The sequence below is a fragment of the Mesorhizobium sp. M0894 genome, from assembly GCF_040319725.1.
In the GTDB taxonomy this organism is placed as follows: Bacteria; Pseudomonadota; Alphaproteobacteria; order Rhizobiales; family Rhizobiaceae; genus Mesorhizobium.
The window spans coordinates 12,043-25,624 of the sequence record NZ_JAMYOG010000016.1 but is presented as its reverse complement, the minus strand read 5'-3'; the positions used below and the strand labels follow the sequence as shown (position 1 = coordinate 25,624).

Here is a 13,582-nt window from a genome sequence, read left to right as displayed (position 1 = left end):
TGCCTGAACACCTGGGAAATCCTCGGGTGCGAGGGAACCGAAAATTAGGATCCGCGGGGGCGGATGCCGGCGTCGAAGAACCCGGCACAAAGGGGCTCGTCGGTGCGGTGCGGGATACCGATCCCGAGATCTGCACCGACGAGATCTTCGCGTTGCCTCCATTCCTCCGTCCGATTGTCATCGCTGGCCAGCCATGACATGCGTGGAAAATTGACCCAATGTTGGACGAGATCGTGACTGTCGAAGACCGCATCCGCGCGCTGCCTTGCTGGACCGGCAGCATCGACATTGCGCCGCTGCCGGGCGGGTTGAGCAATGCCAATTACCTGGTCAAGGACGCGGCCGGGCGGCACGTCGTGCGCATCGGGCAGGACTATCCGTTCCACCATGTCTTTCGCGAGCGCGAGATGATGACCGCGCGGGCAGCACACGCGGCAGGCTTCGCTCCGGCCGTCCGCTACACCGGACCCGGCGTCATGGTGACGGAGTATCTCGGCGCCAAGGCCTATGTCGCGCAAGACGTGCGCGCCGATCTCGGCCGCGTCGCCGCGTTGCTGCGCGGTTTCCACCGGGAGATGCCCGGTCATGTCTCCGGCGCCGGCTTCATGTTCTGGGTATTCCACGTCATTCGCGACTATGCGCGCACGCTGGAGGAAGGCGGCAGCCGCAAGCTGGGCGAATTGCCACGCCTGCTGACGCTGGCGGACGAGCTCGAGCGCGCGCAAAAACTGCTGCCGATCGTCTTCGGCCACAACGATCTTCTGCCGGCTAACATAATCGATGACGGTCACAGGCTATGGCTCATCGATTTCGAATATGCCGGCTTCAACACCGCGATGTTCGACCTTGCCGGCGCGGCTTCCAATGCCGGCATGAGCGACGAGGAATCCTTCGCCTTCCTGACCGCCTACTTCATGAAGGAGCCGGACGAAGCGATACGGCGCTCGCACGCCGCCATGCAATGCGCGTCGCTGCTGCGCGAGGCGATGTGGGGCATGGTTTCCGAGCTCTACCTCGATGCGCCCGGCGTCGACTACGCCGCCTACGCCGACGAAAACCTGGCGCGGCTCGAAGCCGCCCTGGAAAACTACAGGACAAAATACGGGATGCGGCCATGACCTTGCCCGCCCACGCCGGCATCGTCGTCATCGGCGGTGGCATCATCGGCTGTTCGACGGCCTATCATCTGGCGCGCGACCACAAGGCCGAAATCGTGCTGCTCGAACAGGGCAAGCTGACCTCGGGCTCGACCTGGCATGCTGCCGGGCTGGTCGGTCAACTGCGCTCGTCGGCGTCGATCACGCGGGTGCTCAAATATTCGGTCGATCTCTACAAAGGGCTGGAAGCCGAAACCGGCCTTGCCACCGGCTGGAAGATGACCGGCTGCCTGCGGCTAGCCACCAATGCCGACCGCTGGACCGAGTATAAGCGGCTGGCAACGACGGCAAAGAGTTTCGGCATGGACATGCATCTGCTGTCGCCGATCGAGGTCAAGGAAATGTGGCCGCTGCTGGAAACCGGCGACCTCGTCGGCGCTTCTTGGCTGCCCAGCGACGGTCAGGCAAGCCCTTCCGACATCACCCAGTCGCTGGCCAAGGGCGCGCGCATGCACGGCGCAAAATTGTTCGAGGAGGTGCGGGTCACCGGCTTCGAAATGAGAGACGGCCGCATCACCGCGGTGAAGACCAGCAAGGGCGATATCGCCTGCGACAAGGTGGTGAACTGCGCCGGGCAATGGGCGCGGCAGGTGGGTGCGCTCGCCGGCATAAACGTGCCGCTGCAGCCGGTGAAGCACCAGTACATCATCACCGGGAGGATCAACGGCTTGGCGACCGATGCGCCGACGATTCGCGACCCCGATCGCCGCACCTATTTCAAGGAGGAGGTCGGCGGGTTGGTGATGGGCGGCTACGAGCCGAACCCGCAGGCCTGGACGACCGGTCTGCCCGGCGGCGATGTGCCGGACGATTGGGAGTTCCGGCTGTTCGACGATGATTACGATCATTTCGAGCAGCATATGAGCCAGGCGATCGAGCGTGTCCCGGCGCTCACCAATGTCGGCGTCAAGCAGATGATCAACGGTCCGGAGAGCTTTACGCCGGACGGCAATTTCATCCTCGGTGTGGCGCCGGAATGTCCCAATATGTTCGTCGGCGCCGGCTTCAACGCCTTCGGCATTGCATCCGGCGGCGGCGCCGGCTGGGTGCTGGCGCAATGGGTGGTCGACGGCGAGGCGCCACTCGACCTGTGGGTGGTCGACATCCGCCGCTTTTCCGATCTGCACCGCGACCGGCAATGGGTCCGAGACCGCACGCTGGAAGCCTACGGCAAGCACTACACGATCGGCTTCCCGCACGAGGAATATGTCAGCGGCCGGCCACGCATCGTTTCGCCTTTATACGAACGGCTGCAAAAACATCGCGCCGTGTTCGGCTCGAAACTTGGCTGGGAGCGGCCGAACTGGTTCGCGCCGGAAGGCATCGAGCCGAAGGACGTCTATTCGATGGGCCGGCAGAACTGGTTTTCACCCGTCGGCGACGAGCACCGCCACGTGCGCGAAAAGATCGGCATTTTCGACCAGTCGTCTTTCGCCAAATACGAAATGACCGGCGCCGACGCGCTGAAGGCGCTGGACTGGATCTGCGCCAATGACGTCGCCAAGCCGGTCGGCCGGCTGACCTACACGCAGCTCCTCAACACGCGCGGCGGCATCGAGGCCGATTTGACCGTGGCGAGGCTCGATGAGGAGAAATTCTACATCGTCACCGGCACCGGTTTCCGCACGCATGATTTCTCCTGGATTGCCGATCATATCGGCAGCGAGTTCGACGTGACGCTGACCGACGTCACCGAGGAGTTCGGCACATTGTCGCTGATGGGGCCGCGCGCCCGCGACGTGCTGTCAGCGGTGACCGATGCCGACGTCTCGAACGCCGCCTTTCCGTTCGGCCATGTTCGCGAGATCGCCATTGCCGGCCACATCATTCGGGCACTGCGCGTCACCTATGTCGGCGAGCTCGGCTGGGAGCTGCATGCGCCGATCGCGGCGACGGGCGAGGTTTTCGACGCACTGATGGCGGCGGGCGCGGTTCACGACGTCCGTCCGGTCGGCTACCGGGCGCTGGAATCGCTGCGGCTGGAAAAAGGCTACCGCGCCTGGGGCGCCGATATCACGCCCAACGACACGCCGCAGGAGGCGGGCCTCGGCTGGGCGGTGAAGCTCAGGAAGAACACCGATTTCCTCGGCCGGCGGGCGCTTGAAAAGCTCGACGGCGCGGCGCTCAGGAAACGTTTTGCCGGCTTCACAGTCGACGATCCCCGTGTCGTGCTGCTCGGGCGTGAGACCATCCTGCGCAATGGCGAGGCCGTCGGTTATCTCACCAGCGGCGGCTATGGCTACACCGTCGGCAAGAACATCGGCTACGGCTATGTGCGCAATGCCGATGGCGTGGGCGATGATTTCCTCACCTCCGGCGATTACGAGCTGGTGGTGGCGATGGAACGGACGCCGGCTAAAATCCACCTCGAGCCGCTTTACGATCCGGCGGGAGCAAAGGTGAAGGCCTAAAGCCTTCCGGTTTCAGCCTCAGTTCACGATGAGCACCAGCCCCCGGCTGGGCACCGTATCGGCCTCGCCTGGCATCGAGACATAGGGCGGCGTCTCCTCGGCGCGGGTGACGGTGCCTTGCGCCTCGAGCTCGGCGATCCGCGCGGCAAAACCCGCATCCCACAGCGTGTTCTTCACCGTCAGCACGATCACCCCGCCCGGCCGGCAGATGCGGATCAGCTCGTCCAGACCCTCGGCCCCGACATGGCCGGACGTGAAGACGCCGGCTGAGATGATCCCGGCATAGGCATCGTCCACGAAAGGCAGCGGCGCGCCAAGCGCGAGGCAATGAAGGGCCGAATAGACGCCTTTGCGCGCGGCTTGCGCCAGCATGCCTTCCGAAATGTCGAGCGCCTCGACCTGCGGATAACCGGTGATGGCAAGCCATTCGCCGATGAGCCCGGTGCCTGCGCCAGCATCGAGGAGAGGAGCGGCGCCGCGCGGCAGATGGCGGGCCAGCAAGGCAAGGCAGATAGTCGGATGGCGATAGCCGGCCGCCGACATGTCGGCGTCATAGGTGCCGGCCCAGCTGTCGTAGAGCGCCGCGACGTCTTCCGGTCGCTTCGCCGCATAGGCTGCGGCGAGCGCGCTCTGCTGTTTGCTGTCCGTCATCGCTTTCCGTCGCCTGGTATCGATCTGCGACGCGATCATAGCCAAACGGCGAAAACTGTGGAACCGTCGTCGCGACAATAAAGACGGGAAAAGGAGCGAAAGCCATGGCGGACGACCAGGCACGCGCCGCACTTGCGGCCATTCCGATGCTGGCCGGTTATGACGGCCCGCTGGAACGGCTCGGCGGCCTGACCAACCTCGTCTTCAGGGGTAAGGATTTCTGCCTGCGTATCCCCGGCAAGGGTACCGAGGAATACATCAACCGCGCCAACGAGGCAGTGGCGGCGCGGGAAGCGGCGAAGGCCGGCGTCAGCCCGGAAGTGCTGCATGTCGATGCCGAGACCGGCGTGCTGGTGACCCGCTTCATCGCCGGCGCCGAGACGATGTCGCCGGAAAAATTCAAGACCCGACTGGGCAGCCCGGCACGCGCCGGCAAGGCCTTTCGCAAACTGCACACATCCGGCGCGGTGTTCCCCTTTCGCTTCGAGCTATTTGCGATGGTCGACGACTATCTGCAGGTGCTGTCGAGCAAGGATGTCGCACTGCCTGCCGGCTATCACGATGTGGTCCGCGAGGCGGAAACCGTGCGCTCGGCACTTGCGGCTCATCCTCTGCCGATCGTCGCCTGCCACTGCGACCCGCTCTGCGAAAACTTTCTCGATACGGGCGACAGGATGTGGATCGTCGACTGGGAATATTCCGGGATGAACGATCCGCTCTGGGATCTCGGCGACCTCAGCGTCGAAGGGCAATTCGACGCCGCGCAGGACGAGGAGATGATGCTGGCCTATTTCGGCGGCGAGCCGAGACCGGCGGAGCGCGCCCGCATCGTCATCTACAAGGCGATGTGCGACCTGTTGTGGACGCTGTGGGGCTTGATCCAGCTTGCCAACAAAAATCCGGTCGACGATTTCCGCGCCTACGCCGACGGCCGCTTCGCGCGCTGCAAGGCACTGATGGAGACGCCGGAATTTTCACGGCATCTCGCGGCGGTGCGCCAGGGTTAGTTCACACCCCTCGGCACGTTTTCGGGCGGCACCGTGTCGACCACCTTCTGGCGGTGGAAGATGAACAGGCCGGCCAGCACGACAATGGCCGAGCCGACCAGGATGCGTGGCCCAGGCACATCGCCGAAGAAGGCCGAGCCGAAGACCACTGCCCACAACAGCAGGCTGTAATGCAGCGGCGCCAAGGTCGAGGCAGGCGCAAGCTTCAATGCCCTAGTGATCATCAGATGCGCGCCGCAGGAGACAATGCCGAGAAGCAGCATGGCGCCGAAATCGAGCGAGGACGGCGTCTTCCAACTGCCGATGGTCAACGCAGCGCCGACCAGCAGCGTGCCGATGGTTTGCCAGGTGACCAGCGAGGTGTCGCTGGTGCCGCGCAGTCGCCGGTTGAGGATGATGGCGAAGGCAAAGGAAATGCTGCCGGCGAGCGCGGACATCGACGACAGCGAGAACGCGGCCGAAGACGGCTTCAGCATGATCAGCACGCCGCAGAAACCGACCAGGATAGCCGCCCAGCGGCGCCAGCCGACCCTTTCGCCAAGCAAGAAGTGCGACAGCGCCGCGACATAGATCGGCCCGGCCATGTAGAAGCTCATCACGTCGGCGAGCGGCAGATAGACGACCGCCGCGTAGAACAGCGCCGTGTCGAGCGTCGTCATCACCACGCGCAGCAGCTGCAGCTCCGGCCGCTCCATGCGAAACAGCTTGGCCGCACCCTGATGTGCAATCATCGGCCCGAGTATGAAAAAGGCGCCGATCGAGCGGATCAGCACGACCTGGCCGACGGAAAAACTGGCGACCAGCCACTTGCCCATCGCGTCGTTCAAGGCAAACAGGAAATCGCCGGCGAGCATCAGCAGGATGCCGGCCAGCAGCACGTTCCTGATCGTCGAGTTCTGGGCTGCGGGCTGCGCCATTCCGTTACCGGTTCCTCGCCGTGGCTACGGTGACCCGCGTCGTAGTCGCTAGCAGCGGCCGTGACGAGGCGAAAATCGAGAATTCGGTAAGACCAGCGCCGGAAATCGGCTGGTCTAAGCGTGGCGCCGATTCACGGTGCCCGGCCTTCCGGCGATCGAAAGCCGCGTGTCCTGCCGGCTCCGCTCGGCCACCACCTTGCCTTTGGCAATGACGCAGAGCCGCTCGGGGCGCAGGCGCAGCGCCTCGAGCGGGTTGCCGGCATCGAGAACGACCAGGCTGGCGCGCTTGCCGACGGCCAGGCCAAGGTGGTCGAGACCCATGATGGCGGCATTGACGTTGGTGACCATGTCGAAACAGCGCGCCATCTCGGCTGGGCTCGACATCTGCGCGACATGCAGGCCCATGAAGGCGACGTCGAGCATGTCTGCGGTGCCCAGCGAATACCAGGGGTCGAGCACGCAATCCTGGCCCCAGCCGACGCGGATCCCGTGCGCCAGCATTTCCTTGACCCGCGTCAAGCCGCGGCGCTTGGGAAAGGTGTCGTGGCGGCCCTGCAGCATGATGTTGATCAGCGGATTGGGGATCGCCGAAACGCCGGCCTCGGCGATCAGCGGCAACAGCTTCGAGACGTAGTAATTATCCATCGAATGCATCGAGGTGAGGTGCGAGCCGGCCACTCTGCCCTGCAATCCAAGCCGCTGCGTCTCATAGGCAAGCTGCTCGACGTGGCGCGACAGCGGATCGTCGGTCTCGTCGCAATGCAGGTCGACCATCAGGCCGCGCTCGGCCGCGATCTCGCAGAGCTCGGTGACGGAGCGCGTACCGTCGGCCATGGTGCGCTCGAAATGCGGGATGCCGCCGACGACATCGACGCCCATGTCGAGCGCGCGGGTGGTGTTGTCGCGCGCCGTCGGCGAGCGGTAAAACCCGTCCTGCGGGAAGGCGACCAATTGCAGGTCGATATACGGCGCAACCGTCTTCTTCACGTCGAGCAGCGCTTCCACCGCCAGCAGGCGATCGTCGCAGACATCGACATGGGTGCGGATGGCGAGCAGGCCCATCGACACCGCCCAGTCGCAATAGGCAAGCGCACGGTCGCGCACCGCCTCGTGGGTCAGAAGCGGCTTCAGCTCGCCCCACAGCGAAATGCCTTCGAGCAACGTGCCCGAGACATTGATGCGGGGAATGCCGAGCGAAAGCGTGGCGTCCATATGGAAATGCGGATCGACGAAAGGCGGCGAGACCAGATTGCCATGGGCATCGATCGCCGTGCCGGCGCTGATGTTGAGCTCAGGCTCGATCGCCGCGATCGTCTCGCCGACGATGCCGATATCGGCGATCCTGCCGTCGGGCAGCGTCCCGCCGCGCACCACAAGGTCGAAATCCATTTATCGCCACCTCGTTGAAGAATGATGCCTATTCCGGCACGTACCGCACCGCACCCTTGGCAGCACTGGTTGCCATTGCTGCATAGGCGCGCAAGGCCGTCGTTACCTTGCGCTTGCGCTTTTCCTCGGGCTTCCAAGCGGCTGTTCCCTTCGCCTCCATCGCCGCGCGACGGGCGATGAGTTCCGCGTCGTCGACAGCCAGCCGGATGGTGCGGTTGGGGATGTCGATCTCGATCGTGTCGCCTTCCCTGACCAGCCCGATCAGCCCGCCTTCCGCCGCTTCCGGCGAGACGTGGCCGATCGACAGGCCGGAGGTGCCGCCGGAAAAACGCCCGTCGGTGATCAGTGCGCAGGCTTTGCCGAGACCCTTCGATTTAAGATAGCTGGTCGGATAGAGCATTTCCTGCATGCCGGGGCCGCCGCGCGGCCCTTCATAGCGGATGACGACGACATCGCCGGCCTTGACCTCGTTCGACAGGATCGCCTTGACGCTGGCGTCCTGGCTTTCGAACACTCTTGCCGGACCGGTGAATTTCAGGATCGATTCATCGACGCCGGCAGTCTTCACGATGCAGCCGTCGAATGCGAGATTGCCTTTCAGCACGGCGAGGCCACCATCCCTTGAGAAAGGATGTTCGGCCGAGCGGATGACACCTTTCTCGCGGTCGAGATCGAGATCATCCCAGCGGCGGTCCTGGCTGAACGCGACTTGCGTCGGCACGCCGCCGGGTGCCGCCAGGAAGAAATCGCGGACATTCTGGCTGGTGGTGCGCGAGATATCCCAGTGGTCGAGCGCTTCGCCGAGGCTCGCGGTGTGCACCGTCGGCAGGTCGCGGTTGATCAGCCCGGCGCTATCCAGCTGGCCGAGGATCGCCATGATGCCGCCGGCGCGGTGGACATCCTCCATGTGGACGTCGGCCTTGGCCGGAGCCACCTTGCAAAGCACCGGTACCCGCCGCGACAGCCGGTCGATGTCCTCCATGGTGAAGTCGACCTCGCCCTCATGTGCTGCGGCAAGGATGTGCAGCACGGTGTTGGTCGAACCGCCCATGGCGATGTCGAGCGTCATGGCGTTCTCGAAGGCGCCCTTCGAGGCGATGCTGCGCGGCAGCGCGGTGTCGTCGTCCTGCTCGTAATAGCGCTGGGCGAGATCCACGATCAGATGGCCGGCCTCGACGAACAGGCGCTTGCGGTCGGCGTGCGTCGCCAACGTCGAGCCGTTGCCGGGTAGCGAGAGGCCGAGCGCCTCGGTCAGGCAGTTCATCGAATTGGCGGTGAACATGCCCGAGCACGAGCCGCAGGTCGGGCAGGCCGAGCGCTCGATGATCTTGACGTCCTCGTCGGAGATCTTGTCGTCGGCGGCGGCGACCATGGCGTCGACCAGGTCGAGCGCCTGGCTCTTGCCGGCGAGCACCACCTTGCCGGCCTCCATCGGTCCGCCGGAGACGAAGACAGTCGGGATGTTGAGGCGCAGCGACGCCATCAGCATGCCCGGCGTGATCTTGTCGCAATTCGAGATGCAGACCATGGCGTCTGCGCAATGCGCGTTGACCATGTATTCGACGGAATCGGCGATCAATTCGCGCGACGGCAGCGAATACAGCATGCCGTCATGGCCCATGGCGATGCCGTCGTCGACGGCGATGGTGTTGAATTCTTTGGCGACGCCGCCGGCCTTCTCGATCTCGCGGGCAACCAGCTGGCCGAGGTCCTTGAGATGGACGTGGCCCGGCACGAACTGGGTGAAGGAATTGACCACGGCGATGATCGGCTTGCCGAAATCCGAATCCTTCATCCCGGTGGCGCGCCACAGGCCGCGGGCGCCGGCCATGTTGCGGCCATGGGTGGTGGTGCGGGAACGGTAGGCGGGCATTGAACTGTCCTTGCTGTCTGCGTCGCACCCAAAGGTGCGGAAAACCGGAATTGAGCCGCAGGCCTTATAGACGCCACGCTCTGGTCTGGCCACAATTTTGCGCTGCGCCAGGTAGCGGAACGAACGGCCAGCCAAAGACGCAGCCGGTCCAGACCGCAAAAAAGTCAGAGGTGCTGTCGGATCGTGTTTTGCTCGAGCGTCCTTGGGCAGACAGCAGGAGCGGGGCATCAATCACCAGCCGGCCGTTTCGAAAGCAAACAAACCAGCCCGAGGAGCAAGAGAATGCAAAAGATCACCACCTGCCTGTGGTTCGACGACCAGGCCGAGGAGGCCATGAACCACTACGTTTCCATCTTCAAGAATTCGAAGGTGCTGAGCGTGATGCGCTGGCCCAAGGGCAGCGGCGATCGTGAGGGCAAGGTGCTGATGGTCTCATTCGAGCTCGACGGCGTTCCGTTCCAGGCCCTCAACGGCGGCCCGCAATTCAAGTTCACCGAGGCGGTCTCGCTCTCCATCGACTGCAAGACGCAGGAAGAGGTCGACTATTTCTGGGACGGGCTCATCGCGGGCGGTGGCGAGCCCAGCCAGTGCAGCTGGCTGAAGGACAAATTCGGCCTCTCCTGGCAGGTCGTTCCCGAGCAGCTGCCCAAACTGCTGTTGGACCCCGACAGGGAAAAGGCCGGCCGCGTGATGCAGGCGATGATGCAGATGACCAAGATCGACGTCGCCAAGATCGAAGAGGCGGCCAAGGCGTGAACGAACGCGATCTTCCCTTCTCCCCCTGTAAGGGGAGAAGGTGGATCGGCGCAAGGCGCCGAGACGGTTGAGGGGTGTTGGACGGAATGAGACGTTGGTGTTTCCTGGAACACCCCTCATCCGTCGCCTTCGGCGACACCTTCTCCCGCAAGGGGAGAAGGAAAGCGCCGCATCAAGCCGCTCTGTCGCGGACCTGGTAATCCTTCACCGCCGCGAAGCGGATCGCCTTCCAGCGTTCGGCTTCGTAGTTTAGCGAGAAGGCGTGCTGGGCGAGGAACACTGGATCATTGTCGAGGTCGCGGGCGATGTCGCCGCGATGCGCTTCGATGAAGCGCTGGAGTTCGGCCCTGTCGTCGGCCGATATCCAGCGGCAGACGGAAAAGCGCGACATCTCGAAATCGACCGGCAGCGTGTATTCGAAGTTCAGCCGCTCCTTTAGCACGTCGAGCTGCAAGGCGCCGACGACACCGACGATGGCCGGCGAGCCGTCCTCCGGCGAGAACAATTGCACGACGCCTTCCTCGGCCATCTGATGCAGCGCCTCCTTGAGTTTCTTGGCTTTCATCGCGTCGCCGAGGCGAACGCGGCGCAGGATTTCAGGCGCGAAATTCGGCACGCCGCGAAACAGGATCTCCTCGCCCTCGGTCAGCGTGTCGCCGATGCGCAGCGTGCCGTGGTTGGGGATGCCGACGACATCGCCGGCAAACGCCTCGTCGGCGGTGACGCGGGTGCGGGCGAAGAAGAATTGCGGCGCCGACAGGCTCATCGGCTTGCCCGTGCGCACCAGCTTGGCCTTCATGCCGCGCTCGAGCTTGCCGGAGCAGACCCGGACGAAGGCGATGCGGTCGCGGTGGTTGGGGTCCATATTGGCCTGGATCTTGAAGACGAAGGACGTCATCTTGTCCTCGGTCGCCTCGACCTTGCGGCTGTCGGCCTCCTGCGCACGCGGCGGCGGCCCATAGGCGCCGAGCGCCTCGATCAGGTCGCGCACGCCGTAATTGCGCAGCGCCGAGCCGAAATAGACCGGCGTCAGATGGCCCTCGCGGAAGGCATCGAGGTCGAGCGGGCGGCAGGCTTCGCGCGCCAGCTCCAGCTCTTCGATGAAAGCCTCGCGCTCGTTCTCCGGCAGCAGGCCGGCAACGCGGTTGGAATCGGGGCCGTGGACCGGCGTGCGCTCCTTTTCGGCGTCGCCCTTGCGCACCGCGTTCAGCGCCAGATGGTAGGTGCCGGAAAAGGTCTTGCCGCGGCCGATCGGCCAGGTGATCGGTGCTGTGTCCAGCGCCAACTTCTGCTCGATCTCGTCGAGGATATCGAACGGGTCGCGGCTTTCGCGGTCCATCTTGTTGACGAAGGTGATGATCGGGATGTCGCGCAGCCGACAGACCTCGAACAGTTTCAGCGTGCGCGGCTCGATGCCCTTGGCGGCGTCGATGACCATGACCGCACTGTCGACCGCCGACAGCGTGCGATAGGTGTCGTCGGCGAAATCCTCGTGGCCTGGCGTGTCGAGCAGGTTGAAGACAGTGTCCTCATATTCGAAGGTCATCACCGAGGTGACCACCGAAATGCCGCGCTCGCGCTCGATCTTCATCCAGTCGGAGCGGGTCTGGATACGGTCCTTCTTGGCCTTGACCTCGCCGGCAAGCTGGATCGCGCCTCCGAACAAAAGCAACTTTTCGGTGAGCGTGGTCTTGCCGGCGTCGGGGTGCGCGATGATCGCGAAAGTGCGGCGGCGCGATACCGCTTCTGTAATCATTTCGGACATTTTTCAGGATTCCGTGTGAGGCCGGGCTTCTAGCAGCGGAGTGCAGTGCTGTCGACCTCTCCGGCTGCCGCAGCCGCCGGTTCACGTCCCGACGTCAGGCCGGTTCGGCGGCATGGCTCTCGAAGGCCACCTCGGGAATCCACTCGGCAATTGCGGCGCCGATCTTGTCGGCATGGTCCTCCTGCAGATAATGCGCGCCGGGTCCGAGATCGATCAACCGGCAGTTCTTCAGGCCAGCCGCGAATTCCCGGGCCGCCTGCGGGGACACAAGGGCGCCGGGATCGCCTGAGAAAAGCAGCTTCGGGTAGGAGGAAGCCCGGAGCGCCCGATGGTCGTGCTCGCTGATGGCGGCGACATCGGCGGGCTGGCCTTCGATCGGGAGTTCGCGCGGCAGCCGCAGAATCGGCTTGCGCGATTGCGGTGTCGGGAAGGGCGCCCGGTAGGCGGCCATTTCCTCATCGCTCATCGTGCGCAGCACAGCGGCCGGCAGCACCCTTTCGACGAAGACCTTGTCTTCCAAGACAAGCTTCTCACCGACGCCAGGCGTGCGCATTGCCTTGAACAATTCGCGCGCCTGCGGACGCTGGTGGAAATCGTCCCAGCTCTCGAAGGGGCGGATGAATTCCATGAAGGCGAGTCCGAGGATCCGCTGCGGCCGCCGGGCCGCGAGATGGAAGGCGAGTGCGGTGCCCCAGTCCTGCGCGACGACCACCATGTCGGCGACGCCAAGCGCCTCAAGGAAAGCATCGAGATACCGGACGTGGTCGAAGAAGCGATAGTCGATGTCCGGCTTGCCGGACTGGCCATAGCCGATCAGGTCGGGCGCTATGCAGCGGCCGAACGGCGCCACATGCGGGATGATGTCTCGCCAGATGTAGGACGACGTCGGGTTGCCGTGCAGGAAGAGCACCGTCGGACCGGCAGTGCCTGCCTCCACATAGGACATGGTTGAATCGAGTACCGCGACTTGCGAGCGCGGCAACATTGTGCGGGATTGCTGCTTTTCGAGTTTCGGGTTCATCGGATCAGCTCCTTTTTGCGAAGACTGTTTTGACGACGATATTCTTGAAACGCTCGAGCGGTTCGGGACTGCGCTCCACCTTCATGCACAGCATCGCGCCTTGCCAGGAACTCAAAAGGAAATCGGCGAGATCCTCGGCATCGAACGCGTCGGTGATATCGCCGGCCGCTTGGCCTTCGGCGATGCATTCGGCAAAGGGCTTACGCCAACGTTCGAAAATGGCGACGAGTTGCAGCCTCAGCGCCTCACTGTGAGCCGCCGTCTCGAGGCTGAGATTGCCGATCATGCAGCCCCGTGCCCAATCATGCGCCTCCAGCTTCGACGTGATGATTTCGAGATAGCGGCGCAAGCGCCCGACCGGGGGCGTGCCGTCTCGGGCGAGGGCCTGCTCCACCAAGCCGCTCACATAGGCGAAATAGCGGTCCAGCACCTCGCCGGTGAACGCCTCCTTGGAGGCAAAATGATTGGTGAAAGACCCCGGGCGGGCATCGGCCGCGGCGACGATGTCGCGTACGCCGGCGGACGAATAGCCGGAATTCCAGATGGTTTTGAAACCGGCGTCGAGAAGTTTTTCGCGAAGTGAATGTCTGGCCATATCGATACAATACGTACGTACGTATTAAAGTCAAGAAGCA

At 63.9% G+C, this 13,582-nt stretch carries 11 protein-coding genes; 4 read left to right on the top strand and 7 right to left on the bottom strand.

Annotation, left to right across the window (positions count from 1 at the left end; all coding sequences use genetic code 11):
- Positions 1 to 233: 233 nt before the first annotated feature.
- Together NKH91_RS25230 and NKH91_RS25225 are read left to right on the top strand one after the other, a co-directional pair.
- Positions 234 to 1,118 carry a phosphotransferase family protein gene (locus NKH91_RS25230; protein ID WP_023717944.1) on the top strand — a complete coding sequence of 295 codons (885 nt, stop codon included), beginning with the start codon at positions 234 to 236 and terminating at the stop codon, positions 1,116 to 1,118.
- Positions 1,115 to 3,568, top strand: coding sequence for a GcvT family protein (locus NKH91_RS25225; RefSeq protein ID WP_352847860.1), 2,454 nt, complete (start codon positions 1,115 to 1,117; stop codon positions 3,566 to 3,568). Before NKH91_RS25230 ends, NKH91_RS25225 begins: the two co-directional genes overlap by 4 nt.
- Before the next feature lie 18 nt (positions 3,569 to 3,586).
- Here NKH91_RS25225 and NKH91_RS25220 read toward each other — a convergent pair whose 3' ends face one another.
- A complete protein-coding gene (locus NKH91_RS25220; protein WP_023717942.1) occupies positions 3,587 to 4,219 on the bottom strand; it encodes a class I SAM-dependent DNA methyltransferase in 633 nt (210 codons plus the stop codon).
- A 104-nt stretch (positions 4,220 to 4,323) separates the two neighbouring features.
- On the opposite strand from NKH91_RS25220, the gene NKH91_RS25215 reads away from it, so the two are divergent.
- Positions 4,324 to 5,226 carry a phosphotransferase gene (locus NKH91_RS25215; protein ID WP_352847862.1) on the top strand — a complete coding sequence of 301 codons (903 nt, stop codon included), beginning with the start codon at positions 4,324 to 4,326 and terminating at the stop codon, positions 5,224 to 5,226.
- Here the strand turns inward: NKH91_RS25215 and NKH91_RS25210 are convergent.
- From NKH91_RS25210 to ilvD, 3 genes are all read right to left on the bottom strand, one after another.
- Positions 5,223 to 6,143 (bottom strand): DMT family transporter, encoded by a 921-nt coding sequence (locus NKH91_RS25210; RefSeq protein ID WP_352847864.1) that lies wholly within the window; start codon positions 6,141 to 6,143, stop codon positions 5,223 to 5,225. The two genes, NKH91_RS25215 and NKH91_RS25210, sit on opposite strands and share 4 nt — an antisense overlap.
- Before the next feature lie 114 nt (positions 6,144 to 6,257).
- Positions 6,258 to 7,532: an amidohydrolase family protein gene (locus NKH91_RS25205; protein ID WP_352495764.1), complete on the bottom strand. Its 1,275-nt coding sequence runs from the start codon at positions 7,530 to 7,532 to the stop codon at positions 6,258 to 6,260.
- Positions 7,533 to 7,560: 28 nt separating this feature from the next.
- Positions 7,561 to 9,405 (bottom strand): dihydroxy-acid dehydratase, encoded by a 1,845-nt coding sequence (ilvD, locus tag NKH91_RS25200; protein ID WP_352483996.1) that lies wholly within the window; start codon positions 9,403 to 9,405, stop codon positions 7,561 to 7,563.
- A 282-nt stretch (positions 9,406 to 9,687) separates the two neighbouring features.
- Here ilvD and NKH91_RS25195 point away from each other — a divergent pair, with 282 nt between their 5' ends.
- The gene (locus NKH91_RS25195) at positions 9,688 to 10,161 is read left to right on the top strand and encodes a VOC family protein (RefSeq protein ID WP_352847867.1); all 474 of its coding nucleotides are present in this window, start codon (positions 9,688 to 9,690) and stop codon (positions 10,159 to 10,161) included.
- 172 nt (positions 10,162 to 10,333) lie between these two features.
- Here the strand turns inward: NKH91_RS25195 and NKH91_RS25190 are convergent, their stop codons facing one another.
- The 3 genes from NKH91_RS25190 to NKH91_RS25180 form a co-directional block, all read right to left on the bottom strand.
- Positions 10,334 to 11,926, bottom strand: coding sequence for a peptide chain release factor 3 (locus NKH91_RS25190; RefSeq protein WP_352484942.1), 1,593 nt, complete (start codon positions 11,924 to 11,926; stop codon positions 10,334 to 10,336).
- A gap of 94 nt (positions 11,927 to 12,020) precedes the next feature.
- Entirely contained in the window at positions 12,021 to 12,947 is a 927-nt protein-coding gene (locus NKH91_RS25185; RefSeq protein WP_352847869.1) for a haloalkane dehalogenase, read from the bottom strand.
- 4 nt (positions 12,948 to 12,951) lie between these two features.
- Positions 12,952 to 13,542 carry a TetR/AcrR family transcriptional regulator gene (locus tag NKH91_RS25180; RefSeq protein ID WP_352847870.1) on the bottom strand — a complete coding sequence of 197 codons (591 nt, stop codon included), beginning with the start codon at positions 13,540 to 13,542 and terminating at the stop codon, positions 12,952 to 12,954.
- Positions 13,543 to 13,582 lie beyond the last annotated feature (40 nt).